The organism is Nesterenkonia halophila (genome assembly GCF_009467795.1).
GTDB classification, from domain to species: Bacteria; Actinomycetota; Actinomycetes; order Actinomycetales; family Micrococcaceae; genus Nesterenkonia; species Nesterenkonia halobia.
In genome coordinates this window covers 62,022-87,573 of the sequence record NZ_WIAX01000001.1, presented here as the reverse complement: position 1 = coordinate 87,573, position 25,552 = coordinate 62,022, and the positions used below count along the sequence as shown (strand labels likewise).

At 68.1% G+C, this 25,552-nt stretch carries 23 protein-coding genes, 1 tRNA gene and 1 pseudogene; 8 read left to right on the top strand and 17 right to left on the bottom strand.

The window, feature by feature from the left end:
• Positions 1 to 906 carry an inositol monophosphatase family protein gene (locus GCL72_RS00425; protein WP_153142734.1) on the top strand — a complete coding sequence of 302 codons (906 nt, stop codon included), beginning with the start codon at positions 1 to 3 and terminating at the stop codon, positions 904 to 906.
• On the opposite strand, the gene GCL72_RS00420 is transcribed toward GCL72_RS00425, so the two are convergent.
• The 10 genes from GCL72_RS00420 to GCL72_RS00375 form a co-directional block, all read right to left on the bottom strand.
• Positions 903 to 1,676 carry a DeoR/GlpR family DNA-binding transcription regulator gene (locus GCL72_RS00420; RefSeq protein ID WP_170289512.1) on the bottom strand — a complete coding sequence of 258 codons (774 nt, stop codon included), beginning with the start codon at positions 1,674 to 1,676 and terminating at the stop codon, positions 903 to 905. The genes GCL72_RS00425 and GCL72_RS00420 overlap by 4 nt on opposite strands.
• Before the next feature lie 53 nt (positions 1,677 to 1,729).
• Positions 1,730 to 2,476, bottom strand: a complete 747-nt coding sequence (locus tag GCL72_RS00415; protein WP_153142732.1) for a sulfite exporter TauE/SafE family protein — start codon at positions 2,474 to 2,476, stop codon at positions 1,730 to 1,732.
• Between the two features lie 18 nt (positions 2,477 to 2,494).
• Entirely contained in the window at positions 2,495 to 3,925 is a 1,431-nt protein-coding gene (locus GCL72_RS00410; protein WP_153142731.1) for an NAD-dependent succinate-semialdehyde dehydrogenase, read from the bottom strand.
• 68 nt (positions 3,926 to 3,993) lie between these two features.
• Complete coding sequence (locus GCL72_RS00405) at positions 3,994 to 6,288, bottom strand: glycoside hydrolase family 31 protein (protein ID WP_153142730.1); 2,295 nt, start codon at positions 6,286 to 6,288, stop codon at positions 3,994 to 3,996.
• A 4-nt stretch (positions 6,289 to 6,292) separates the two neighbouring features.
• Positions 6,293 to 7,108, bottom strand: coding sequence for a carbohydrate ABC transporter permease (locus GCL72_RS00400; protein ID WP_153142729.1), 816 nt, complete (start codon positions 7,106 to 7,108; stop codon positions 6,293 to 6,295).
• Positions 7,105 to 8,103 carry a carbohydrate ABC transporter permease gene (locus tag GCL72_RS00395; protein WP_246160943.1) on the bottom strand — a complete coding sequence of 333 codons (999 nt, stop codon included), beginning with the start codon at positions 8,101 to 8,103 and terminating at the stop codon, positions 7,105 to 7,107. Before GCL72_RS00395 ends, GCL72_RS00400 begins: the two co-directional genes overlap by 4 nt.
• Positions 8,066 to 9,223 (bottom strand): ABC transporter substrate-binding protein, encoded by a 1,158-nt coding sequence (locus tag GCL72_RS00390; protein WP_246160942.1) that lies wholly within the window; start codon positions 9,221 to 9,223, stop codon positions 8,066 to 8,068. Before GCL72_RS00390 ends, GCL72_RS00395 begins: the two co-directional genes overlap by 38 nt.
• A 218-nt stretch (positions 9,224 to 9,441) precedes the next feature.
• Positions 9,442 to 10,263, bottom strand: coding sequence for an aldolase (locus tag GCL72_RS00385; RefSeq protein ID WP_246160941.1), 822 nt, complete (start codon positions 10,261 to 10,263; stop codon positions 9,442 to 9,444).
• Between the two features lie 81 nt (positions 10,264 to 10,344).
• Positions 10,345 to 11,295 carry a carbohydrate kinase family protein gene (locus GCL72_RS00380; protein WP_170289511.1) on the bottom strand — a complete coding sequence of 317 codons (951 nt, stop codon included), beginning with the start codon at positions 11,293 to 11,295 and terminating at the stop codon, positions 10,345 to 10,347.
• Positions 11,282 to 12,535 (bottom strand): AGE family epimerase/isomerase, encoded by a 1,254-nt coding sequence (locus GCL72_RS00375; RefSeq protein ID WP_153142726.1) that lies wholly within the window; start codon positions 12,533 to 12,535, stop codon positions 11,282 to 11,284. The genes GCL72_RS00380 and GCL72_RS00375 overlap by 14 nt, the downstream gene beginning before the upstream one ends.
• A 388-nt stretch (positions 12,536 to 12,923) precedes the next feature.
• Here GCL72_RS00375 and GCL72_RS00370 point away from each other — a divergent pair, with 388 nt between their 5' ends.
• Together GCL72_RS00370 and GCL72_RS00365 are read left to right on the top strand one after the other, a co-directional pair.
• Positions 12,924 to 14,099, top strand: a complete 1,176-nt coding sequence (locus GCL72_RS00370; RefSeq protein WP_425486752.1) for a VIT1/CCC1 transporter family protein — start codon at positions 12,924 to 12,926, stop codon at positions 14,097 to 14,099.
• 64 nt (positions 14,100 to 14,163) lie between these two features.
• Positions 14,164 to 14,847 (top strand): hypothetical protein, encoded by a 684-nt coding sequence (locus tag GCL72_RS00365; RefSeq protein WP_211364923.1) that lies wholly within the window; start codon positions 14,164 to 14,166, stop codon positions 14,845 to 14,847.
• Between the two features lie 105 nt (positions 14,848 to 14,952).
• Here the strand turns inward: GCL72_RS00365 and sucD are convergent, their stop codons facing one another.
• The 3 genes from sucD to GCL72_RS00350 form a co-directional block, all read right to left on the bottom strand.
• A complete protein-coding gene (sucD, locus tag GCL72_RS00360) occupies positions 14,953 to 15,864 on the bottom strand; it encodes a succinate--CoA ligase subunit alpha (protein WP_153142725.1) in 912 nt (303 codons plus the stop codon).
• Between the two features lie 16 nt (positions 15,865 to 15,880).
• Entirely contained in the window at positions 15,881 to 17,047 is a 1,167-nt protein-coding gene (gene sucC / locus GCL72_RS00355; RefSeq protein ID WP_153142724.1) for an ADP-forming succinate--CoA ligase subunit beta, read from the bottom strand.
• Between the two features lie 161 nt (positions 17,048 to 17,208).
• Positions 17,209 to 19,830: a UvrD-helicase domain-containing protein gene (locus tag GCL72_RS00350; protein ID WP_153142723.1), complete on the bottom strand. Its 2,622-nt coding sequence runs from the start codon at positions 19,828 to 19,830 to the stop codon at positions 17,209 to 17,211.
• Positions 19,831 to 19,995: 165 nt separating this feature from the next.
• Between GCL72_RS00350 and GCL72_RS00345 the strand changes: the two genes are divergently transcribed.
• The gene (locus GCL72_RS00345; protein WP_153142722.1) at positions 19,996 to 20,643 is read left to right on the top strand and encodes a hypothetical protein; all 648 of its coding nucleotides are present in this window, start codon (positions 19,996 to 19,998) and stop codon (positions 20,641 to 20,643) included.
• Positions 20,644 to 20,685: 42 nt separating this feature from the next.
• Positions 20,686 to 20,761, top strand: a tRNA-Arg gene (locus tag GCL72_RS00340).
• Between the two features lie 76 nt (positions 20,762 to 20,837).
• On the opposite strand, the gene GCL72_RS00335 is transcribed toward GCL72_RS00340, so the two are convergent.
• A complete protein-coding gene (locus GCL72_RS00335; RefSeq protein ID WP_153142721.1) occupies positions 20,838 to 21,296 on the bottom strand; it encodes a pyrimidine dimer DNA glycosylase/endonuclease V in 459 nt (152 codons plus the stop codon).
• A 2-nt stretch (positions 21,297 to 21,298) separates the two neighbouring features.
• Positions 21,299 to 22,504 (bottom strand): ferrochelatase, encoded by a 1,206-nt coding sequence (locus GCL72_RS00330; RefSeq protein ID WP_153142720.1) that lies wholly within the window; start codon positions 22,502 to 22,504, stop codon positions 21,299 to 21,301.
• Positions 22,505 to 22,646: 142 nt separating this feature from the next.
• Between GCL72_RS00330 and GCL72_RS00325 the strand changes: the two genes are divergently transcribed.
• From GCL72_RS00325 to GCL72_RS00315, 3 genes are all read left to right on the top strand, one after another.
• Entirely contained in the window at positions 22,647 to 23,198 is a 552-nt protein-coding gene (locus GCL72_RS00325) for a MarR family winged helix-turn-helix transcriptional regulator (RefSeq protein ID WP_246160940.1), read from the top strand.
• Positions 23,199 to 23,287: 89 nt separating this feature from the next.
• A complete protein-coding gene (locus tag GCL72_RS00320) occupies positions 23,288 to 23,593 on the top strand; it encodes a DUF4333 domain-containing protein (protein WP_170289510.1) in 306 nt (101 codons plus the stop codon).
• A gap of 120 nt (positions 23,594 to 23,713) precedes the next feature.
• On the top strand, positions 23,714 to 24,841 hold the full coding sequence (locus tag GCL72_RS00315) for an alkene reductase (RefSeq protein WP_153142718.1): 1,128 nt from the start codon (positions 23,714 to 23,716) through the stop codon (positions 24,839 to 24,841).
• A gap of 45 nt (positions 24,842 to 24,886) precedes the next feature.
• Here the strand turns inward: GCL72_RS00315 and GCL72_RS00310 are convergent, their stop codons facing one another.
• Positions 24,887 to 25,204 (bottom strand): TipAS antibiotic-recognition domain-containing protein, encoded by a 318-nt coding sequence (locus GCL72_RS00310; RefSeq protein ID WP_246160949.1) that lies wholly within the window; start codon positions 25,202 to 25,204, stop codon positions 24,887 to 24,889.
• 17 nt (positions 25,205 to 25,221) lie between these two features.
• Positions 25,222 to 25,521 (bottom strand): annotated as a pseudogene (locus GCL72_RS00305) (MerR family DNA-binding protein); the annotation flags it as partial.
• Positions 25,522 to 25,552: the final 31 nt, after the last annotated feature.

Below are 25,552 nucleotides of genomic sequence, written 5' to 3'. Positions count from 1 at the left end.
GTGACGTCACGCGCCGACTCCGCCGACCGCCCCTCCCCCGTCGCCCCCTCTCCCGCCGAGCTGCGTCGGATCGCCGTCGACGCCGCCGTCGACGCCGGCGCTCCGCTGGTCGAGGCCTTCCGCCGCGCGATGGACGTGGACACCAAGACCAGCGCCCATGACCTGGTCACCCACCACGACACCGCCACCGAACGCCGGCTCGTCGAGGTGCTGCACGGCGCAGTCCCCGACTCGCAGTTCACCGGCGAGGAGGGCGGATCCCACGGCTCCGGCGCCGTGGAGTGGATCATCGACCCGATCGACGGCACCTCGAACTTCGCCCACGGCTTCGCGATGTTCTCCCTCTCGATCGCCGCGGCCGTCGACGGCGAGGTGGTCGCCGGGGTGGTCCACGACCCGGTCGGCCGGCTGACCTTCTCCGCCGACGACTCCGGCGCCTGGCTGCAGGACGGCGACGGCGAGCGCATGCTGGGCGCCACCGGCGAGGACGATGCCCGACGCGGGCCGCGGGCGGAGGAGACGCTGAACCTGGTCACGAGCTACCCCTCGGCCGAGGCCGTCGAGTCCGCGGGGGCGGCCGCGCTGGAGACCTTCGGGACGCTGGTGACCACGTACTCGGCCGTCCGCCGGCTGATCTCCGGGGCCCTGGAGCTCTGCCACGCCGCGGCGGGCTGGGCCGACGTCGTCCTCGGCGCGGACACCAGCCCCTGGGACGTGGCCGCCGGGATGCTGATCCTGCGGCGGGCCGGCGGCCGATACCTCGTCGACGGCGGCGCACCCGGGACGCCGGACCACCTCGCCCCGCACTATCTGGGGCTGGCCCCGGGCGTGGAGGCGCCGACGGCGCGCGCGGTGCTGGGAGAGATCACCGCCCGGCGGACCGCGGGAACCACACGACGAAGCTAGTGAGCAACGATCGTGCGGACTCCATGGTCATGGAGAGCCGTGGCCATCTTCTCCGGCGGATCCGCATCCGTGACGACGATGTCAATCCGGTCCAGCCCGCAGAGGTACACGAGCTCTGACGACCCCATCTTGTCATGCGTCACCACGAGCACTCGTTGGTCCGCGGCGTCCATGAGAGCCAACTTCGTCGACAGCTCGAGGTTTCGTTCGATGTAGATGCCGTGCTCATTCATGGCCGCCGTTCCGATGATCGCGACCTCTGCACGCAGTCGCCGGAGGTTGGACTCGGCCAGTTCACCGATGAACGCCTGGCTGTCCTGCAAGAGCTCACCACCGAGGCTGATCGTCGTGGCCGCAGGTAGCCGCAGCGCTAGCTGGAAGACGGGGGCTGAGTGCGTGATGATCGTGCCTTCGAATGTCTTCGGGAGGGCATAGGCCACTTCGAAGGCCGTCGTTCCGGCATCGATCACCACGCGCTGGCGGTTGTCGAGCAGTTCCAGGCATGCGGCTGCAATGCGCTTCTTCGCAGCGAAGTTATGACGTGCTCGTTCGGCGAACCCACCAGTATGAATCGTGCCGTGCGGGAGCATCAGGCCGCCATGCACGATGCTGGCTGCACCGACACGCTCGAGCGTCCTGGCATCCCGTCGAATCGTCATGTCCGAGACCCCGAAGATCTCTGCGAGTTGGGAGGTCGAGACGAACCCACGCTCGTTGAGACGCTGGACGATTTCACGCTGACGTGGAGCGAGATCCCCGGTGTTATCCACGGTGGTACCCCTCCTCATTATCTACCTCCCTAATTTACGTCAGCCGTCACACCCTACGAGCCGGCAAGATCGACGAGCCCCTGGAGCATGACGATCATTGCGCCGAGGAAGGCGAGGCCGATGACGACTCGGCGAGCGAGTACGGCTGACACCCGCCTACCGAGAACCTCTCCCGCGATGATCCCAGCGACGAGGCCGACCGCCGTCCCGGCCCACTGGGGAGCGTCGAGAGTCGGTAAGGAGAATTTGGCGAGCATGGACCCTGCCCCCAAGACGCAGAAATAGAGCTGCACACTGGCGGCGAATTGGTGCTGCGGCCATCTGCTTGCTACAGCATAGGCCGTGATGGCTGGCCCTCCGACTCCGGCGGTGACGTTCATGAACCCAGACGCCAGTCCGCCCGCCAGCGCTCCGCCCCTCCCACTCGCGAAGGTCCGTCTCCGGATGAGGAACGACCCTGCCAGAGCAATGATGATGAGTACACCGACTACGACGGAGAGCTCGGCCGGCGGCACGTTGACGGCCACCCACGCACCGGGGATCGTCGCAACAAGTGCAGGGAGCAGCAGCCAGAAGACACGCTTGTACTCGACGCGGCGGAATACCCGGAAGAAGACCAGCAGGGCAGTTAGCATACCGAACAGGTTGACCACGAGGATCCCGTTGAAGGGGCCCAAGAGCGCCACCAAGAACGGTGCGGCGACGAGGGCGAAACCGACGCCCGTGGTGCGTTGCAATGCCGAGCCGAGGAGGACGGCCCCGACCAGCCCCGCCAGCGCAAGCAGCTCCTCCACATTCATGGTGCCAGTTCCCCGCCCTCAGAGACGCCACGCAAGGTACTTCGGCTCCGTGAACTCCTCCAGCCCGACGCGACCGCCCTCGCGTCCGATGCCCGACTGCTTGACGCCTCCCATCGGCGCGAACGCTACCGACGGCACAGGATCATTGACCCCCACGATCCCGGCGTCGAGCCGATCCGCCACTCGCCACGCGGTCGACACCTCGCCGGTGAAGATATAGGCCGCGAGACCCATCTCCGTGGCATTTGCGCGCGCAATTGCTTCGTCCTCGGCGGTGAAACGGAACACCCCAGCCACCGGCCCGAACACTTCCTGCGTTGCCAGCAGGGAATCGTCGGGGACATCGGTGAACAGCATTGGTCGCAGGAACGAACCGGTCTGAGGCACCTCACGCGGCTTGGTCGCCTCGTAGGCGCCGCGTTCCACGGCATCATCGGCCATCGCCTGGACTCCTGAGACGGCCTCGGCGTCGATCAGGGGTCCCAGATCCGCCACGGGCTCCGTCGAACCATCGCCGAGCCGCAGGGCATCGAGCTGCCTCGCAAGCTTGGCGACGAACTCATCATGAATACTCTCCTCGACCAGGAACCGGTTGGCCCCGATGCAGGACTGCCCGGAGTTCCTCGTCTTCGCGACGACGGCGGCGTCGACGGCATGATCCACGTCCGCATCTCCGAACACGATGAAGGGAGCGTCCCCTCCGAGCTCCAGGAGGGGCCTCACGACGCGCGGAGCCGCCTGAGCCATGATGTCGCTTCCGACCGCAGTCGAGCCGGTGAAGGTCACCACCCTCACCGCTCGGTGATTGAGGAGCTCTCGGGTGACCTGTCGCCCTGGACCATGCACGATATTGACCACCCCGGAAGGAAGGCCGGCCTCATCAAGCGCCCGGATCAGCTCCGTTGCGGCAAGCGGCGCCTTCTCGGACACTCTGGCGACGACAGTGCATCCCGCGGCGAGTGCGGGTGCGATCTTCCGGGCCTGCAGAGATACCGGGAAGTTCCACGATGTCAGGCTCGCGACCACTCCAGATGGGGAGCGGGTGGTCATATGCCGCCTGCCATCACCCTCGGGACTGTGGACCGAGCCGAGCGGACGTCTGGCCTCCTCCGCGAACCAGCGAAGATACTCTCCCGAGAGCTTGATCTCGCCGGCCGCCTCCGGGAGACGCTTTCCCGCTTCCGATGCGAGCAGTTGGGCGGTCTCCGCGGAACGCTGGTCGAGAATCTCCGCCGCCCGCAGCAGCAGATCGGCGCGCTCACGACCGCTTCGTGCAGCCCATCCGCGAAAGGCGCGCTCCGCCGCGTCCGCAGCCTCTCGCGCCTCGCTCTCACCTCCCCACCCGACCGTTCCCACGACGCTTCCCGTCGCGGGATTCCTCACCTCTCGGCGCTGGTCAAGTGCTCTCCACTCACCATCGATGAGCGTCGTCGGAAGTATCCTGTTCATGTCACTCCTTGTCCTCATCAGTCCTGCCTGCCCCACGGGCCCGAACGCGCGCCGGAGCCCCGCGGCGGTCAGAACACGTGTCGCGCCGGGAGACTCCTCGTGTCCACCGGGTCGCCATGGAAATCCACCAGGTCGCGGGGACGGGCCCCCCGCACGGTGTTGCGCCCTCCGAACACCCTCAGATGCCAGGGCTGGTACAGCACGTCATCGGTGTTCGATGCTCCGTCCGGCATCTCGAGTGCGGGTATCGAGGTGCCAGAACGCACGAGCACCGGCATCGCATCGAGAGGCAGGTGCACCGTATGGTGCTGCCCCCCGGCGAAATGCTCTCCAGTGAACATGTCGAGCCACTCGCCGTCCGGGACGTAGAAGGTACGCGAGACCGGCTCGGCAGAATCGTCGAAGACCGGGACGATGAGAAGTTCCTGCCCGAGCATGAAGGTGTCGTCGACGACGCGTGCCACCGGGTCCTGGGGGAACGCCACGTACAACGGACGCATCATCGGCAGGCCTTCGCGCACGGACATGTGAGCCTGCTGCCAGAGGTACGGAAGCATCTCGTAACGCCGCCGGATCCACTCACGCGTCACATGAAGAGCTTGCTCGCCGAATTCCCATGGCTCACGAGGTCTCAAGCCATGTGCTCGCATGAGGGGGGAGAATGCTCCGAACTGCGTCCATCGCACGTAGAGCCCAGGGGTGAGCTCCGGCCCGAAGAACCCCCCGATGTCGTGGCTCCAGAATCCCGGCGCTGAAAGCGCATAGGAGAGGCCCCCGCGCAGCGTCGCTCGCATTCCGGCCGTCGTCGATTCGGCGTCTCCACCCCACTGCCCGGGGTACCGATGGGAACCAGCCCACCCGGACCGCCCCCAGACCAGCGGATCCCGATCGGTCAGCTCCGCGATGGCCTCGCTGGTAGCCGCGTTGTACCAGAGCGGATAGAGATTGTGGAGGTGTGTGGACGGGATATCCGCAGCCACGACTCCCTCTCGGGGGAATCCCTCGCCGAAATCTGTCTTGAAGACTGCCACTCCGTCATCGAGGAACGCCCGATGCTGATCCTTCCACCATCGACGAGCATCCGGGTTGCTGAAGTCGATGAGCCCCCTGGAACGCCCGTCGGGCGTCGGAGTCCCTTCCAGTGCGGCCGGCTCGTCCGCGGAGCTCCGGACGAGATAGCCGCGGGACTCGAGCTCCGGATACACGGGCGAGGCAGGATCCACATAGGGCAATTCCCAGAGGGAGAGCCGTCGGCCGGACTGAAAGAGATCCATGATGAACTCATGCCGACTCCCGAAGCGCTCCTCGTTCCATATGAAGTCCGTGTTGAGACGGTCGACGACGAGCCAATCCGGGTCCAGGTGCAGTACATCGCAGGGAATCCCCCGAGCTGTCAGCCCCTCGGAGACGTCGACCATCTCGCGCCGCGAGTGATAGCGGCACCGCCCCATCCAATATCCGAACGCCCATACAGGCGGCACCACGGACGGCCCCGTCAACGTCGTGTAGTCAGCGAGCCGCTGTGCCGGATCGTCGCTGATGAACAGGAAGAGGTCGATCGCTTCGTCTTCGACACCGAGCCCGAGCACACTGGGCTGGCGGTGTCCGACATCAGCGGTGACGGCGGCTCCAGTGTTGATGAACGCCCCGTATCCGGCCGATGAATGCCAGACCGGCACCGGCTTGTAACAAAGCCCTGTACCCGTTCCCAAGGCATCGTCCGTCCGAAGCTCGAGATGCTGCCCGTTCTTCTCGACCCGACCGAACATCTCACCGAAACCGAGGATACTCTCATCGCCGGCGAGCTCCATGTTCAACGACAACCCTCGCTGCCCGTGGAGGATCGGCGGCGCGACCGGAAAACCGGCCACCTGACGCAGCCGGTCCGATGTCCTGGCCACCGTTCGCCCCTCCGTGTTCTTGACCACCAGGGCAAACGGATATTTGGTGACGGTCAGGCTGAACGACTCACCGGATACCTCGACGATGTCATCGGCCTCATGCACCTGGTAGGACTCGTACGATTCGTCCGTGACGATGCCGAGCCACCCGGCTTTCTCTTCGAAGACGCGGCTTCCTCGGGGAGCCGCGACCAGCCTCACGGTGCGGGGTCCGTGGACCGAGATCTTGAGCCGCCATTCCTCAGGATCCAGGGGAGGCACAGTGATGTCCTCCGGGAGATTCGGCATGGTCGTCTCGACACCCTGGTCCTCGAAGGGCTCACCCGTGAGCCATCCAGGCATCGCTCCCAGTGTGGTCGCCGAGACAGCCTGGACATCAACCCAGACTGCTTCGGCGGTCGCCGTGACCCGCTCGACATGGCGAAGCATTTTGGCCTCCGCCTCTCTGCGATGTGTACTCATCAGCTCACCCCTTCACGGCTCCGCCGGTGATTCCGGCGACGAAGAATCTCTGGAGGAACACATAGGCCACGACGACGGGGATCGATGTCAGCACCACTCCGGCGAAGAGGAGCGGATAGTTCGTCATGTACTCACCCTGGAAACGAAGCAGCGCCAGGGGGAGAGTCATCTTCTCCTCCGACGAGATGAAGAGCAGCGGATACAGCAGATCGTTCCAATGCATCACGAATAGGAACGTCGCGGTCGCGGCGATCGACGGCGCCGAAAGGGGAAGGGCGATCTGGTAGTAGTTCCGCCAGGGACCTGCCCCGTCCACCTCGGCAGCCTCGAAGAGCTCCGCCGGGAGGGTACGCATGAACCCGCCCATGATGAACACGGATACCGGGAGCGTCACCACAATATTGATGATGATCAGCCCTAATTGGGTGTCGAGCAACCCCAGACTCCCGAACAACACATACTGAGGAATCATGTTGGCCTGGACGGGGACCGACATTCCGATCACGATGAACCCGAAGAGCAGCCAGCCCCGCCAGCCTGGAATCCGGGAGAGGCCATAGGCCGCCATCGACCCCAGGAACAAGGTCAGGAACACGGACGTGGTCGTGATCATGGCACTGTTGGCGAACGCCCCGATGAGGCTCCCTCCGCTGAAAGCCTCCGCATAGTTCGCCAGACTGGGCGACGCGGGTGGGGCGAAGGGGCTCTTGAAGATCTCCGAGGTCGTCTTGAAGCTGCCAAACAGGACGACCAGGAGCGGGATGACGATGAGGACCGCGTAGATGCTTCGGATACCGAAGCCCAGCACCTTTCCCGTCATGACTCTCCCCTCTGCACCAGGCGCAGGAACCGCCTGAGCGCGAATGTGATGGCAACGATGGCTGCGATGAACAGCACTGATTCTGTCGCCGCGTATCCCATCTCAGAGTTAGCGAAGGACGAATAGATGCGCGTCGACAGGATGTCGAGGGAGGAACTGGGCGGATTTCCCGAGATGCTCAGGACCAGATCGAACGCTTTGAACGACTGGATCGTCGTGTATGCGACAACGATCGACATCGCAGGAGCGATCAGCGGCCATGTGATCGACCAGAATTGCTGCCATCTGCTGGCCCCGTCGACCTCCGCGGATTCGTACAGCTCGGCCGGGATTGCCTGGAGCCCGGCGACGAAGATCACGACCATCATCCCGGCGTGGAACCAGATCTGCGTGATGGACAGCCAATAGATCGCCTGGTCATCATTTCCGAGGAACGATGACTGGGCTTCAGACAGGCCGAGCCGGCCGAGCAGGCCGTTGATCACGCCGAAGTTCGGATCGTAGACGAACTTCCAGATGAACCCCACTGAGACCGATGACAAGATGGTCGGGAAGAAGTAGAGCGCCCGGAGGAAGATCGTCGTCTTCGTATTTCTCACGAGCAGGACCGACAGGATCAGTGCCAACACGGTCTGACCGACGACCACCACCATCATGAACTTCATGTTGTTCACGAAGGCGTTCGTGAACAGAGCATCGCCTGTGACAGCTCGCGCGAAGTTGTCGAGACCGACAAGATCATAGTTCGCGCTGTAGCCGTCCCAGTTCGTGATCGAATACTGCACGGTCTGCAGCGTCGGAATCACGAAGAAGACGACATACAGGACGAATGCCGGCAGCGGAAAAACGAAGTATGCCCACGGTGTACGCCGAGACGATCTCCGGCGCCTGTCCTTCATCACCTTCCGCGCGCGTGGGGCTCCGAGGACAGGCGACGCCCCCTCGGACTCGCCCGCTTCAGGAGTCGATTCGCTGATCAACGATGTGCTGGGCATCTTCAGCTGCCTTCTCTGGTTCGGTGCCGGTGAGGGCCTGCAAGCACGAGTCCTCCACTGCGGCACGCATGTCGAGGTCTGTGAACTGGTATCGCGGGGCGAGGAGAATGTCTTTCTCGAGCCACGAGGACACACGGTCGAGATCAGGATTCTCATATTCGACGCCCTTCACCGGCGAGAACTGCGCCGTTCCGTCGGCATAGGCGCCGGCAACCTCGGGCCGGCTCAGATACTCCAGCCAAGCGATCCCGGCGCCTTGCACCTCAGAGGCCGAATTGATGCCCAGGATGAAGGTCGCGTTGTAGGCGGCGAGGTATACGGCCTGTCCAGGATCACTCGTGATGGGCGGAGCGATGTCGATGGGGAATTCCGCCCCGAGCGACCGCACGGAGGCCATGTGATAGCTGCCCGTGGCCAGGATCGCGGCCTCGCCCGTCGCAAACATCTGCTGTGCGGGCTCCGCAGCCGTGCCGGAGGCATTCGGCTGCACGTAATCACCCAGCTCGCCATACTTCCTCAGCATCTCGAGGAACCAGTCATCGGTGAGTTTGTATTCGCCAGACTCGATCTTCGCGCACATGTCCTCTGTCGGGCCGAGATTCATGATCATGGGGTTGATGAGCTGCCCGGCATTGCCGGCATCCGCCCCGGGCATGGCGATCGGTGTAACCCCCTGGGACTGGATCTTGTCGAGCATGTCCAGGTAGGAGTCCCAGTCCCCGGCAGGTTCGGGATACCCTGCTTTCTCTAGGATGTCGAGGTTCGCGATCGGGTCGTTGAACACGATCTGGTATGGGTACCCGTACTGGACGCCGTCAGCGCTCCCCGCCGTGATCAGCTCGGCCTTGTACCGGGAGGTCAAGTCCGTAGGCTCAAGATCCACGAAGAAGCCCGACTCCACGAAGCTCTCGAACTGCGCTCCACGGAAGGCTGGCGCGACGTCTCCGACGGACCCGTTACGCATCCTTCTGAGCGCCTGCGCTTCGTAGTCGTCCGAGGGAGAGATGTCCTGGGCTACGGAAATCTCGGATTCGACCTTCGTGAAGTCAGCGATCAACTCCTTGAAGATCTTCCGGTCCTCTCCTCGCCAATGGGCGAAGGAGACCTCTCCCGTGGCCACATCGTCAGTCGTGAACCCTCCGGCACCAGAACTGGTGCTCCCGGGGCCCGCGCAGGCAGACATCAGCCCTGCCGCTCCGAAGGCCCCGGCCACGCCGAGAAACCCCCGCCTGTCCATACTCGTAGCTCTGGCATTCCTATACATCACGCACTCCCTTAATCGGGTCGCTCGTGCCCAGCCCGACCTCAAGTCGCGCCGGCACCCGCCTCTTCTGCGGACTACCTGGAGCCGACCGTCGCATCCACGACATCGACGAGACGTTCCAGTCGCCACGTAGCGTTCTCCTGCAGGTCATGCTCAATGTCGGCGGCCTGCAGAGACGCCGCCCACACGGCTCGCCCGGCGAGGAAGCCCGAGGCACCCTCCTCGCAGGCGATACGAACCGCCGGCGGGAAGGTCTCCTGGTCGACCCCGGAGGAGAGCACGACCCATTCGCCATCGATGCTCCTGTTCATCTCTGCGTATGCTGAGCGCAGCTCCTCCTCCGAGGCGACTCCGCGATAAGGGACTTCACCCTTGTAGAGGTCGGCTCCGAGAGACCCGAGTTCCTCCGCCGCTGCCAGCACTCCCTCATTCCAATCCCAGTCGCGCCCGTCGAGAGGCGCTCGTGAGACCGGCTCGACGATGCTTGCGACTCCGGCTGCCCCACAGATCGCGAGGAACTCGTGGACCATCTCGATGCGTGCGGACGGGGGCTGGTCCGGCCGGTAGAGGACGAGGAGCTTGAGAGCCACCACTCCCCTCTCCCGCAGAGATCCCGGGGCGATCTGGTGATCGATCGTGACTTCGCCGACGAGTTCGCCATGGGCCGGTTCGAAATGGTCGGCCGACGCGATCAACCCGCACGAGTCCGCCACGGCCCCCTGCTCGATCGCTGCGTCGAGAGCGAATTGACGATCGATCAGCACCGCAGAGGCGAATGGGGTGAGCGCGCGTGTGGCCGTCAGCTTGAACTCCTGCAGATCAGCGTCTGACACGGGGCCTGCCCGATGCTCTCCGAGCATGTTTCGCAGCGCCTCGCGCTGGTCGACGGCAAGCATCGCAAATCCGCCCGATTCTCGTCGCAGCGGTGCAAGTCTGAAGTTCACGGCTTCATTCGTGGAAGTAGTCATACTGGCCTCTCAATAGATGTACTGCTCGTCGAGGTGTCGAATCACCTCATGGTGGTCCGGGATCCGGCTTCTTCCATCGAGCCCTCGACATGACAAGGTGGCGACTGTCGTCGCGTAGGCGGCCACGGCGGCGATGCCCGCCCCGATCGCACCGTGGGAGGCGTGGGTGTATGCAGCGAGGAGAGCCCCGTGAAAGACGTCTCCGGCGCCGAGCGTGCTTCGAATCTCGACGGGCGGGGATTTCACGTGAACGACGTCCGTCTCTCGGTCCGCTGCGTATGCCCCTTCCCCGCCCGCGGTAACCACGACGCGTTCAGCACCTTCATCCAGTGCTGCCCGGATCAGCTGATCGATGCCCAGCTGATCTCCGTATCGCTCCCGAAGCTGAATCAAGGTGGGCGCATACAGTCCCACACCGCGAAGCACTAGCCCTGGGATGGGATTGCCGTCATCGACGGACAGGGCCGGGCGGGACGTCTCCCCGCCCATTGCGCGACTCCGAAGATGTTCCCCGACTTCGCGCCACCCGTGCTGATCGACGTGCACCCAGTCCGCTCCCTCCAGAAGCTCCCTTCCCCTCGGGTTGCGCTCCAGATCTAGCTCAGGGCCTTTCTGATTGATGATCGCCCGCTGTCGTTCCGGGCCGCTGACGATCACGATGCTGCGCGACGTCGGCGCTCCGTCGACGACATGGAGGCCGGAGACGTCGACGCCTTCGTCGGCCAGGCGCTCCCGGACCGTCACCCCGGCGGCGTCGTCGCCGACCGAGGCGACGATCGCCGCCGACATGCCGAGTCTCGCCGCGGCCACAGCGGCCGTCGCGGCCGGCCCTCCACCGCCGAACGACAAGTCCTGGGCCAGCACCCGTTCATCCGGCCCCGGGTACTGGTCGACAGCGGCCAAGGCATCCTCCGTCGCGACACCGGCGAACACGAGACGAGGGGGCTCAACTTCGGCCATTGTCGTCCCTCCCATCCAGCAGTCCTGCGGCCAGAGCAGGAGCCATAGCGGGAGCCAGTGGCAGCCGCGGCACTACGAGGCAGTGCATGAGGTGGTAGATGTCAGGTTTGCCGTCCCACACTTCACTCGTGACGTTGTTGTCCGGATCCAGCTCCTGGTGCCAGGACCCTCCGTCGAAGTCCATGAGGTAGGTGCGGGCATAGTCCCAGAACCGCTGGTACCACGCGTCGTAGCGGGACTCCCCGGTCACCTGGTGGAGAGCGGCGGCACCGCCCATCGCTTCGACCACGACCCACCGAATGCGCTCACGTACGACAGGCTTCCCGTTCCAGTCCACGGTGTAGACGAATCCGGGCTTCCCATCCGGCTCCCAGGCATCCCTGATCGCGGCGTCGAAGACGCCCCGGGCATCCGTCACCAGCCATTCCGGCGCCTCCTCTCCCCGTGCCAGCAGGCTGGCCCGAAGCGACAGCAGAAGTCGACTCCACTCCGTCCAGTGCCCCGGGGTACCCCCATAGGCCCGGAATCGATGGACGGGGTTGTCCCGGTTGTAGTCGAAGAGCGGCTGCCAGCTCTCGTCGAAGTGCTCCACCACGCGGTACTCGTTCTTCCGCGCGACGTCATGGATGACGCGCTGGGAGATCGCCAAGGCCCGGTCAAGCCATTTTTGATCGCCGGTGACGTCGGCGGTGACCAGGAAGGCCTCGACCGCATGCATGTTCACATTGCCCCCGCGGTACGCCTCAGTCTCCGAGAAGCTCTCGTCCCACGAGTCGAGACACCCCTGCTCGCCTTCGGACCAGTAGTAGCGCTCAATGATGGCGATCGCCTGACGGAGGAGGTCGTCACCACCGGGACGCCGCGCGGCCGTCGCGCTGGCCGCGGCAAGCAGCACGAAGAAGTGTGCATAGCCGGGCTTGCTGCGGTCATGGGGCCCGCCCTCGGTGACCGAGGCATACCAGCCTCCGTGTTGCGCGTCCCAGAAGACGCGCTGCAATGCCTCGATGCCGTGGTCGGCCAGAGCGCCCGCCCCGGGACGGCCCAGGAGCGAGGCCAGAGAATACACATGCACCATGCGACTCGTGATCCAGAGCTGAGTCGGCACGTCCGTCCGAACCTCCCCACTGTTGCTCAACCAGCCGAAACCGGTCGGAACGTGGGCATTGCGCCCGAACTCGAAGATTCGGTCCGCTTCAGCCTCCAACCAGCGTGCATGTGCGGGAGATGTCAGCCAGGTCATAGAACCGCCTTTCACGACGCCCATTGGTCTTGAAGTGTGATATTAGACACGTCATGTTCGAATGTCAACCCTTTCAACCTTCGGGGTCGGCCTATAGAGCACGCATCCACCGGGCGTTATGACACAAATCATCCGTACTTCACTGTCATTGCAGCGATCAACGAGAATCATGAGAAGCAGCTCGCCGCGAGACTGCATGTTGACTCTCCAACAATTACGGAGAGCAGGGACGGCCAGAATCCCCCAGGCAGGCCGGAAGGCAGCACTCGATCGATGCTCGCCGCTGATATGAGAAGGACTGTGTTCCACGAGCTTTAGGGATACCGAAAGTTCGTCACAGTGCCGGAGCGGGCCTCGCCGCCGGCGCCATCGGGGGAACAATCGAGACGTGACCACCGACGACGCCTCCGCGCCACAGCCCGCCTCGTCCAACAGCGCCGCAGATGCCTCCGCCGATACCGCCGCGCCGCAGCAGCCCGCCGCCGATCCGACGCCGCGCCAGATCCGCCGCTGGCGGAAGTACCTGTCCGACGAGATCGCCGAGGGGAAGCTCTACACCGACCTCGCGTCCCGCAAGTCCGGCGAGGAGCGGCAGATCCTGCTCGGGCTGGCCCGTGCCGAGGAGCGCCACCAATCCCACTGGCGCGAGCTGCTCGGCGAGCACGCTGAGCGGCTGCCGTCGCCGTCGGCGCACCGGGTGCTGCTGAGCTGGATGGCGCGGATCTTCGGCTCGGTGTTCATCCTGGCGCTGGCCCAGCGCGCGGAGAGCGACTCCCCCTACGCCGGCGACGCCGACGCCACCGCCGGCATGGCCGCCGACGAGGCCGTCCATGAGGAGGTCGTCCGCGCGCTGGCCACCCGCGGGCGGGAGAAGCTCTCCGGCGGCTTCCGCGCGGCGGTCTTCGGAGCCAACGACGGGCTGGTCTCCAATCTCGCGCTGATCATGGGCATGGGCGGCACCGGAGTCTCGTCGTCGGTGGTGCTGCTGACCGGCGTCGCTGGGCTGCTGGCCGGGGCGCTGTCGATGGCCGCCGGCGAGTTCGTCTCAGTGCGCAGCCAGCGGGAGCTGCTGGCCGCCACCCGCCCGACCCAGGCCACGTTGCGCGCGGCCCCGGATCTGGACATGGACCAGAACGAGCTGGTGCTGGTCTACCGGGCCCGCGGGATGAGCCGCGAGGACGCCGAGCACCGGGCCATGGAGCGGCTCGGGCTCTTCGACTGCGACTGCGACCCGTCGCTGTCCCACCACCCGCACGAGGACCCCGAGCAGGACGAGCACGACGTCGTCGGCAGCGCCTGGACCGCGGCGCTGTCCAGCTTCGGCTGCTTCGCCGCCGGAGCGCTGATCCCGGTGCTGCCCTACCTGCTCGGGCTGACCGGCGCGGCCGCCGTCGTCGTCTCGCTGACGCTGGTGGGCCTGGCGCTGCTCTGCACCGGCGCACTGGTCGGACTGCTCTCCGGCGCCTCGCCGCTGTCCCGCGGGCTGCGGCAGCTGCTCATCGGCTTCGGCGCGGCGGGGGTGACCTACCTTCTCGGCACGCTGCTCGGCGTGAACGTGGCCTGACGGCAGTTCTCTGCACGCCACGACGCCGTGGCGACCGAGCACGTCCTGCCCATAGGCTGTGCGCGTGGATCAGAGCAGTCGCGACCGGCGGCACGCCGCGCAGGCACGCGAGGAGCAGTGGGAGCGGCGGCTGGCGATCCCGGTCCTGGTCGCCGCCCTCGCCTCGGTCCCCGCGGTCTTCCTCACGCTGCTCGACCAGCCGTACGCGACCGCCGGAACGGTGATCAACTGGATCGCCGGCGGAGTGCTCATCGCCGAGACCGTGGTGCTCTTCGCCGTCTCCGGCGACAAGATCGACTGGATTCGTCGCCACAAGTGGCTGGTGGCGCTGACCGTCGCAGTGGTCATCGCCGTGGTCTTCACCGTCGGCCCCGTCCAGCTGCTGCGGCTGCTGCGGGTCGTCGGGGCGCTGCGGATCATCCGTGCCGGGCGCATCATCAAGGCCGGCCGCATCCTGCAGGAGCGCATGGGGCTGACCGGCCGGTGGTCCCGCGTGCCCGCCGTACTGGCCTCGGTGCTCGTGGCGGCCTTCGTCGCCGTCGTGCTCTCCGATCCGACCTCACAGACGCGCGCGATCATCGAGGGACTCATCGGCCGGACCGGCGGCACCACGGCCGCGATCATCGCCGGGATCGTCCTGGCCGGTGCCACCTTCGTGGTGATGCGCCGGCGCCTCGACGACCAGGATGCCGAGAACGACGCCGACGCGGACGACGAAGCGGACGACGCCGAGCAGGAGGATGCCTGACCCCTGCCGGACGCGGACGAGCCCGCCGCCGACGCGGAGTCGGCGACGGGCTCGTCGATGAGCGGCCGGAGAGGAATCCGGCCGCCCGAGCTCAGGGCCTCAGACTCAGCCGATGACCTCGCGCAGCAGATTCGCGGTCTCGGACGGGGTCTTGCCGACCTTCACGCCCGCGGCCTCGAGGGCCTCCTTCTTCGCGGAGGCGGTGCCGGAAGAGCCGGAGACGATGGCGCCGGCGTGGCCCATCGTCTTGCCCTCCGGGGCGGTGAAGCCGGCAACGTAGCCGACGACCGGCTTGGAGACGTTGGCCTTGATGTACTCGGCCGCGCGCTCCTCGGCGTCGCCGCCGATCTCGCCGATCATCACGATCGCCGTCGTCTCCGGGTCGTTCTCGAAGGCCTCCAGCGCGTCGATGTGCGTGGTGCCGATGACCGGGTCGCCGCCGATCCCGATGGAGGTGGAGAACCCGATGTCCCGCAGCTCGTACATCATCTGGTAGGTCAGCGTGCCGGACTTCGAGACCAGGCCGATCGGGCCGGCGTCGGTGATCGAGGCCGGGGTGATGCCGGCCAGCGCCTCGCCGGGGGTGATGATGCCCGGGCAGTTCGGCCCGATGATCCGGGTGACCGGATTGCCGTCGGCGTCGGTCTTGGTCAGCGTCAGGTTGTAGAACTCCGCGGCGTCCTGCACCGGGATGCCCTCAGTGATGACCACCAGCAGACCGATGCCGGCCTCGATGGCCTCCTCCGCCGCGGCCTTGGCGAACTTCGGCGGCACGAAGGCCACCGAGACGTCCGCGCCGGTCTCGGCCATGGCCTCGGAGACCGAGCCGAAGACGGGCAGCTCGACGTCGGCGCCGTCCTTGTCCTGGTGGGCCACAGTGGTCCCGGCCTTGCGGGCGTTGACGCCGCCGACGATGTTCGTCCCGGCCTTGAGCATCAGACGGGTGTGCTTGGAGCCCTCGCCGCCGGTGATGCCCTGGACGATGACCTTGGAGTCCTTGTTCAGGTAGATAGACATTCTCGAGTCCCAGTCCTTACTTGTTCGCCAGCTCGGCGGCCTTGTCGGCGCCTGCGTCCATGGTGTCGGCGTTGGTGACCAGCGGGTGGGCCGCCTCGGCGAGGATGCGCCGGCCCTCCTCGACGTTGTTGCCGTCGAGGCGCACGACCAGCGGCTTGGTCGCCGCGTCGCCCAGGATCTCCAGCGCCTTCACGATGCCGGTGGCCACCTGGTCGCAGGAGGTGATGCCGCCGAAGACGTTGACGAAGACCGACTCGACCTGGTCGTCGCCCAGGATGACGTCGAGGCCGTTGGCCATGACCTCCGCCGAGGCGCCGCCGCCGATGTCCAGGAAGTTCGCCGGCTTCACGCCGCCGTGGTCCTCGCCGGCGTAGGCGACGACGTCGAGGGTGGACATGACCAGGCCGGCGCCGTTGCCGATGATGCCGACCTGACCGTCGAGCTTGACGTAGTTGAGGTCGTTGGCCTTCGCCTTGGCCTCCAGCGGGTCCTCGGCCTGCTCGTCGACGAGCTCGGCGTGCCCGGGCTGGCGGAAGTCGGCGTTGTCATCGGTGGAGACCTTGCCGTCGAGGGCGATGATCTTCCCCTCGCCGGTCTTCACCAGCGGGTTGACCTCCACCAGGGTGGCGTCCTCCTTCTGGAAGGTGGTCCACAGCTGCTGGAACACCTCGGCTAGGGCGGGGACCTCGTCGGCGTCGAAGCCGGCCTGCTCGGCGATCTCGGAGGCCTTGGCGGCGTCGATCCCATCGTTGGGGTCGATGCTCACCCGAGCCAGCTTCTCCGGCGACTCCACGGCGAGCTGCTCGATCTCGACGCCGCCCTCCTTGGAGCACATGGCCAGGTAGTCGCGGTTCGCACGGTCCAGAAGGATCGAGAAGTAGTACTCCTCGGCGATCTCGGCGCCGGCGGCGATCAGCAGACGGTGGACGGTGTGACCCTTGATGTCCATGCCGAGGATGGCCTGCGCGTGCTCGTAGGCCTCGTCGGGGCTCTTGGCGAGCTTCACGCCGCCGGCCTTGCCGCGGCCTCCGACCTTCACCTGCGCCTTCACGACGACGATGCCGCCGCCGATCTTCTCGGCCGCCGCCTTCGCCTCTTCCGGGGTGTGCGCCACGATGCCGGGCAGCACGGGAACCCCGTGTGCCTCGAACAGATCGCGCGCCTGGTACTCATACAGGTCCACGGGTGGTGTCCTTCTGCGTCGAAGTCGTTTCTGACATCCTCAGCGCGGCCGAGACGACGAGACGCCCCGGGAGGCTGAGCGGCACACGCCGCCCCGCAGAGCCGTGGAAGGGTCCGGGCGCAGCGTCGAGCCGGGGAAGGCGGCACGGCCGATCAGTCGGCTCAGTCCGCCTTCTCCAGGGGAGCATATCGCAGGAGGAGGCGCTTCTCGGATCCTGCGAAGCTGACCTTGGCCACGCTCTTGTCGCCGGATCCCTCGACGGCGAGGACCTCGCCGACGCCGAACTTCCGGTGCGAGACCCGGTCACCGGGCTTCACGTCGGGCACTGCGCGGTCCGGATCGACCTGACGGCGCGGGCCGGAGGAGCCGGCTCCGGGCAGCGCAGATGACGTCTTGGTGCTGTCCGGCGCTCCATAGGCGGCCTGTCCCCCGCCCCCGGGACGGCCCCCGCGGGCGGAGCCGCCGAAGCCTCCGGAGAGCGAGCCGAAGCCGGGAGAGGCGTGCAGCGGCGAGGCGCCGGAGCCGCCGACGCCGCCGACCTGCAGCAGGTCCTCGGGGATCTCTCCGAGGAACTGGCTCGGCGGGTTGTACTGCTGCTGCCCCCACAGATGCCGCGACTCCGCGCGGGAGAGGTAGAGCCGCTGACGCGCCCGGGTGAGCCCGACGTAGGCCAGTCGACGCTCCTCGGCGAGCTGCTCGGGATCCGTCATCGTCCGGGCATGCGGGAAGATCCCGTGCTCCATGCCGGTGAGGAAGACCACAGGAAACTCCAGGCCCTTCGCGGTGTGCAGCGTCATCAACGTCACCTGGCCCTGCTCGGCGGCCAGCTGCTCGGACTCGGCGTCGCCGGCCGAGGGGATCTGATCGGCGTCGGCCACCAGCGAGACCTGCTCGAGGAAGCCGCCCAGCGTGGCCGCCGGCGCGGTCTCCGAGGCGGTCTCCGCGGTCTCTGCGGCTTCGCCGTCGACGTCGCCGGCCGCGCCCGGCTGCGGGGCCGGGCCCTGACCGGCCTCGTACTCCTTGACCATGGCCACCAGCTCGCCGAGGTTGTCCGCCCGGGACTCGTCCTGAAGATCCTTCGACTGGCGCAGCGCCTCCATCATGCCGGTCTGCTCGAGCACCGCCTCCAGCACCACGGAGGGCTTCTCCCCCTCGGCCAGCGCGGCGAGGTCGTCCATCATCCGCACGAAGGAGGTCACCGCCTTCACCGAGCGGGTCGCCATGCCCGGCGCCTCGTCGGCCCGGCGCAGCGCCTCGAGGAAGGTGGTCCGATCGCGCTGGGCGAGCGCGGCGACCGCCCCCTCGGCGCGATCGCCGATGCCGCGCTTGGGCTCGTTGAGGATGCGCCGCAGGTTGACGTCGTCGTCGGGGTTGTTGAGCACGTGGAGATAGGCCAGCGCATCCTTGATCTCCTTGCGGTCGTAGAACCGCGTGCCGCCGACGACCCGGTACGGGATGCCGCGGCCGACCAGCCGCTCCTCCAGCGAGCGCGACTGGGCGTTGGTGCGGTAGAAGACGGCGACGTCGGACGGGCGGACGCCCTCGCGGTCGCCGAGCTCGTCGATGGTCCGGGCGATCCAGTCGGCCTCGTCGGACTCCGAGCCGGCCGCGTGCAGTCGGATGATCTCGCCGGAGCCCTCCTCGGTCCAGAGCTTCTTCTCGGTGCGCCCCGGGTTCTGCGAGATCACCGCGTTGGCGGCGTCGAGGATGGTCTGCGTCGAGCGGTAGTTCTGCTCGAGCTTGATCGTGGTGGCGTCCGGGTAGTCGCGCTCGAACTCGACGATGTTGCGGATGTCGGCGCCGCGGAAGGCGTAGATGGACTGGTCGGAGTCGCCGACGACGGTCACCTCCGCCCCCGGGGTCTGCAGCCCGGCGTCGGGGTCCGGCGCGCCGGTGAGCTGGCGGACCAGCCGGTACTGGGCGTGGTTGGTGTCCTGGTATTCGTCGACCAGCACATGGCGGAAGCGGCGCCGGTAGGTGTCCAGGATGGCCGGGAACGCGTCGAACATGTGGACGGTCTCGGCCAGCAGGTCGTCGAAGTCGTAGGCGTTGGCCGCCCGCAGCCGCTCGGTGTACTCGCGGTAGACGGTGGCCACCGCCTCGGAGAAGGGCTCGTTGGCCGCCGTGCTGGTGAACTCGTCGGCGTCGACGAGCTCATTCTTCAGCGAGGAGATCTTGTTCTTGATCGCCCGCGGGGCGAAGCGCTTCGGATCCAGGTCGTGCAGCTTGGCGATCGTGGTGATCAGCCGCAGCGAGTCGGCGGCGTCGTAGATCGTGAAGGTCGACTTCCGCCCCAGATGGGGCGCCTCGCTGCGCAGGATGCGCACGCAGGAGGAGTGGAAGGTGGAGACCCACATGCGCTCGGCCGCGGGGCCCACCAGCTGCGCGATCCGGTCCTTCATCTCTCGGGCGGCCTTGTTGGTGAAGGTGATCGCCAGGATCTGGTGCGGCCGGGCCGCACCCGACTGCAGCAGGTGGGCGATGCGCCGGGTCAGCACGCTGGTCTTGCCCGAGCCGGCGCCGGCGACGATCAGCAGCGGCGAGCCGGTGTGCAGCACCGCCTCGCGCTGCGGCGGGTTCAGCCCGGCCACGGCGTCGACGGCCTCGCCCGACGGCGCGGCGGCGGGAGCGTGGTGCGACCCGGACGCGGCGTCGACGGCGGTCTCGCACGCGGCGGCGTCGTCGGTCTCGGACGCGGCGTCCGGAGCCGGTTCGGAGGCGCGAGGCCGGGCGGTGCGGGCGTTCTCGGCAGGGTCCGACGGCGGGGTGAAGAGAAACTCCATGATCGTCCCAGTCTACGGTCCGGCGCCGACGCACGCCGCCCGCGGCGAAGGCCGTGCAGGGCCCGCGGCGGGCGGCCGGCGGCGCACTCTGGAAGAATCGACGACGACGGGGCCGACGACGGCCCGGCTCGACGACGGACCGATCACACGGGGTGAGGAAGCAGCATGTCCACACGGCGGAAGAAGCCCCGCGGCGCACCGCAGTCGGCCGATGCCGACAGGTCGAGGACGTCGGCCGCGGCCGCGGCCTCATCCGGCGTCGGCTCCGCCACGCAGCGCGCGGCCGCACAGTCCCAGCCGATGCTGCTCGTCGGCGCGCTGGTCGTCACCGCGGTCCTGCTCTTCGGGTATCTGCACCTGCTCGTGCTGCCGCAGATGACCCAGCTCTCCGGCGGCTTCGCGATGCCCGACGCACGGGTCCTGGGCTACGACCTCGAGGACGTCGAGCGGCTCCAGCAGGTGATGGACGCCGACGCCCGCGGGCAGCTGAGCTTCGTGCACAAGACTGCCGGCACGCTGTTCCCGCTGGCAGTGCTGCTCGCCTCCTGGGCGACCGCAGGCCTGGCCATGCGGCACAGGGCGCGCTGGCTGGTGCTGGCCGGCGCGGCAGCCTTCGCCGTGGTCGACATCGTCGACAACGTGCTCATCGACCGGCTGCTGGCCGCCGAGGACCCGTCGACGGCGGCGGTGACCACCGCCTCGACGCTGACCGTGGTCGGCTGGGTGCTGCTGATCCTCGTCGGGCTGTGCGTGCTGACCTCAGTGCTGACCCGGCTGTTCCGTCGCACTGTCGTCGAGCCGACGAGCCGCTGACGCGGCGCACGCGGGACCAGACGGTAGGATGGTTCCGGTCCAGCCCCCGTAGCTCAGGGGATAGAGCACCGCTCTCCTAAAGCGGGTGTCGCAGGTTCGAATCCTGCCGGGGGCACCAGACACGGCACCGAGCGGCGTCGTCGCAGTCGCGATCGATCGGCCAGCAGCCGGCCGGCCGGTCACCCCGGCGACCCTCACCGACCCGCCCCGCGCTCCCAGGGTTCGACGTCGCCGGGCACCACGCGGAACAGCGGGTGAGCCTCCGGGGAAGCGGCGACGAGCCACGCCTCGAGCGCCGCGAGCACCTCGGGCGAGCGTCGGGCGAGCTTGGACCGCAGGTGCTCGGTCTCGACGGCGAGCTGCCCCGTCGTCACCGCGAGGGGTTCGACGACGGCGCCGGGTTCCGGCGACCGCTCGATCCGGCCGGCGTCGAACCGGTAGCCGCGCGTCGTCGCCTCCTCGTGCAGACCACAGAGGTACGCCCCGACGGCGGCGACCGGGTCCGGATGGGCGCGGAACCGTTCGAGCTGGGGGTGCCGGGTGTAGCCGCGCGTGCGGCCCAGCAGCACGGCCTGGGCCAGCAGAGTCTCCCGCCAGCAGGCGATGAGTCCCTGACGGTCCAGGAGCGAGGGATGCAGCGACCAGAGGCGCATGCCTAGGGCGTCACTCCGGCCGCGGCCGGGCTGAACCCGCGCCGGACGTTCTCGCAGCACCCCGGCCGGCAGACGTCGTACCAGGGGCCCAGGTCGGTCAGCTGCGGACGCCGCTGCGGCTCCACCGCCTGCATGCGCTCCTCGAGCAGGTCGACGAGACCGGCCACGAAGGCTTCGTGCGCCCCCGGAGTCGGCGTTCGCACCGCATGCAGCCCGGCCTCGCCGGCGGCGGCCATCGCCTCCTCGTCCAGGTCCCAGAGCACCTCCATGTGGTCGCTGAGAAAGCCCAGCGGGACTACCGCGACGGCCTTCACGCCCTCGGCGGGCAGCTCGGCGATGCGGTCGCAGACATCGGGCTCCAACCACGGCTGCGTGGGCGGGCCGGAGCGGGACTGGTAGACCAGCTCCCAGCCGGTCTGCGCACCAGCATGCCCCTCGGCGCGCAGCTGCTCGATGATCTGACCGCCGACGGCCCGATGCTGGGCCGCATAGGCGCCACCCTCGCCCAGCCCCAGCTCCTGCGGACCGGACCGCTCGGCGTCGGCGGTCGGGATCGAGTGGGTGGCGAAGAGCACGCGGATCTCCTCGGGGGCCAGGCCCTCCTCCGCGAATCCGCGCAGCGCGTCCGCCACGCCCTCGGCGAAGGGCCGGACGAATCCGGGGACGTCGAAGAACTGGCGCACCTTGTCGATCTGCACCATTCCGGCGAGTCCGGTGTCCAGCACCGCCCGGGCGAAGTCCTCGCGGTACTGACGGCAACTGGAGTAGGAGCTGTAGGCGCTGGTCGCCACGGCCAGCAGGCGGGTGTGCCCGGCCTCGACCGCCTCCTTCACCGTGTCCTCGAGGTAGGGCGTCCAGTTCCGGTTGCCCCAGTAGACGGGATGCTGCAGTCCGCGGCGCCGCATCTCGGCCTCGATCGCCGCCCGCAGCTGCCGGTTGTGCTCATTGATCGGACTCACGCCGCCGAAGTGGCGATAGTGGACCGCGACCTCCTCCAGGCGCTCGTCCGGGATGCCGCGCCCGCGGGTGACGTTGCGCAGGAACGGCAGCACGTCCTCCTGCCCCTCCGGCCCGCCGAATCCGGCGAGCAGGATCGCATCGTACTCCTGCGGGGAGGAGACGTGCGGCGCGCCGGCGGCCGAGGCCTCCGTGGCGAAGGGGACCGCGTCGCCGTCGGGCGCCAGCGGACCGGAGTCGTCGACTGTCATGGGAAGCGTCCTCTCTCACGGGCGGGTGCTCCGGCGAGGGGTAGCGTGGAGGCCGACGCCGCGGCGTCGCCCCCCTCCCCGCCATTCATCTAGCCAGGCTAGCATTACTCTCAGCTAGCTAAACCAGAGGACTCTGATCTCGATGCCTGACCGTTCCGCCCCGGACCGCGACGAGCCCCGCATGGTGGACCCCCGCGTGATGGATCCGGAGGGGGCGCTCGCCCCGCATGCCGGCATCGCCGCGGAGGAGATGGACCAGATCGTCGGGGTGCTGGAGTCGCTGCGCCGCTGGCATCTGGCCGAGCGCCGGATGAACGAGGCTTCACAGGCGGCGATGCGCCTCGGGGAGACGGACATGCGCGCGCTGCGCTTCATCATCGCCGCCCAGCGCGACGAGCGGCTCGCCACGCCCGGCGGGCTCGCCCGACACCTGGACATCTCGACGGCCTCGGTGACCAAGCTGCTCGACCGCCTCGCCGCGCAGGACCACATCCGGCGCCTCCCCCATCCCGAGGATCGCCGCAGCACGGCGATCGAAGTCGTCGAGGAGACCCGGCGCGCGGCCCGCCGAGCCGTCGGCGGCCCGCATGCCGACCGATTCCGCGCCGTCGCCGAGCTCACCCCGGAGGAGCGCGACGTCGTCCGCTCCTTCCTCGACCGGCTGGCCTCGACCGAGCCGCCCGACGGGACATGAGACGCCGGGGACGCGATCTCTGGCGGCCACTCGACAGCGACCCTACGATGGGCTCTCGCACTGCCGTCGCACCACTGGAGGGGACCCTGATGACGACCCGCGCCGGCGCCCTGGTGCCTGTGCTCGCCGCGGCGGCACTGGCTCTGACCGCCTGCGGCACCGAGGTGCCCGCCGACGAGCTCTCCGAGCAGGTGACGAGCTCGCTCGCCGAGCAGGTCGGCCAGGAGCCCGACGCGGTCGACTGCCCCGATCCGCTCCCCGCCGAGGAGGGATCCGAAGTGCGCTGCACGCTGACCGACGGCGGCACTTCCTACGGGGTCACGGTGACCTCGGGCGGAGAGCAGGACGGCGAGGTCACCTTCGAGGCCCTCATCGACGAGCAGCCCCACGAGTGATCGGCCCCGCATGAGCCGGTGATCCCCCGCACACTGCGGAATCAGCGCCGCCGTCGCCCCGTTGGCCCTTCTCGTGAGCCCAGGCAGGCGCCTGGCAGACCCTCGCGAAAGGACCTTCGGATGACGCACTCCGTCGACGAGCAGACCGCAGCGCAGAAGCTCTTCTCCCCCGCCCGCCTGGGCGCCGTCGAGCTGGACAACCGTCTGGTGATGGCACCGCTGACCCGCATCCGCGCCGACGAGGACGGCGTGCCCACGGAGGCGATGGTCCGCTACTACGCCCAGCGCGCCTCGCTGGGGATGATCGTCACCGAGGGCACCTTCCCGATCGGCGAGGGACGCACCTGGGTCGGCCAGCCCGGCATCGAGACGACCGAGCAGATGGCCGGCTGGCGGAGGGTGGCCGACGCCGTCCACGCCGCCGGCGGCACGATCGTCATGCAGATCATGCACGGCGGCCGCATCGGCCACCGCCTGGTCTCCACCACCGGCCGGGTCACCGCTCCCTCGGCGCTCGCGGCACCGGGCCAGATCCGCACGCCCGAGGGCAAGGACGAGCACCCGGTTCCCCATGCGCTGACCACGGAGGAAGTCGCCGAGACCGTCGGACAGTTCGCCGCCGCCGCCCGCCGCGCGATCGCCGCCGGCATGGATGGAGTGCAGGTCCACGGCGCCAACGGCTATCTGCTGCACGAGTTCACCGCGCCCTCCACCAACACCCGCACCGACCAGTACGGCGGCTCCCCGGAGAACCGGGCGCGGCTGTCGGTCGAGGTCGCCGCGGCCGTGGCCGAGGCGATCGGCGCCGACCGCACCGGCATCCGGCTCTCCCCGCAGCACAACATCCAGGGCGCGCTGGAGGAGGACGCCGACGACGCGCTGACCACCTACCGCGCGCTGGCCGAGGGGCTGGCCCCGCTGGGCCTGGCCCACGTCGACGTGCTGCACGCCGAGCCGGCCGGCGAGCTGGTCCAGACCATCCGGCGGGCCTCCGGCGCCCCGCTGATCGCCAACACCGGCTTCAGCGTGCAGACCACCCGCGAGGAAGCCGTCTCGCTGGTCGCCGACGACGTCGCCGAGGCGGTCGGCGTCGGGCGATCGGCGATCGCCAACCCGGATCTGGCCCGCCGGTGGGAGCTCGACGCCGCGGAGAATGCCCCGGTGCCGGAGACGTTCTACGTCGGCGGCGAGCGCGGCTACACCGATTACCCGACGCTCGAGGCGACGGCGGAGGCCGCGCAGAACTGAGCGTCCAGCGCCGTTCCGGGTCGCACATCCGGAGGCGGCGCGGCCTCAGCCCTCCAGATGGGCCAGCAGCGCGTCGCGGTCGAACTCCCCGCTCCGCCGGCCGCCATAGGTCTCGGCGAAGCGCGCGTCGTCGACGTACATGTGCGCCAGGCAGCGTACGTACTCGGCCCGAGTCGCCGGATCACCGGACTCCTCGGCGTGCCGGGCATGCCGCCGAGCCAGTCGATCTGCTCGGCGGCGAGGGCCCGGCCGCGCGCCCCGCGCGGGTCCTCCCCGGCGTCGGCGACCCCCTTCCAGCGGGCGACCAGGTCGTCGGCGCGCCGACGGAACTCGGCCTGTTCGGCGAAGGACGTGGACTCCCACCAGGCGGCGCTGCACCGTCAGGCATCCTCGCCCCAGCGCTCGATCACTTCGTCCTCGTGCTCTGCCTCGAAGCCGTCCATCATCTTCTCCATCGACGGTTCGGCGCCGTGCCGGCGCGAGTCGAGCGTGTGCCGGACGGCGCGGATGCGGACTTCGAGCCGGTCGTGCTCGGCGGTGAGCCGCTGGACCAGCCGCGTCAGATGCTCGGCCTCGGCGCCCGGCTCGTCCAGCAGCTCGCCGATCTCGGCCAGCGAGAACCCTCGCCCGCGCAGCACCAGGATCTGCTGCAGGCGGGCGACGGCGTCGACGTCGAAGTGCCGGCGGCGTCTGTGCTGAGGCCCATGGCCG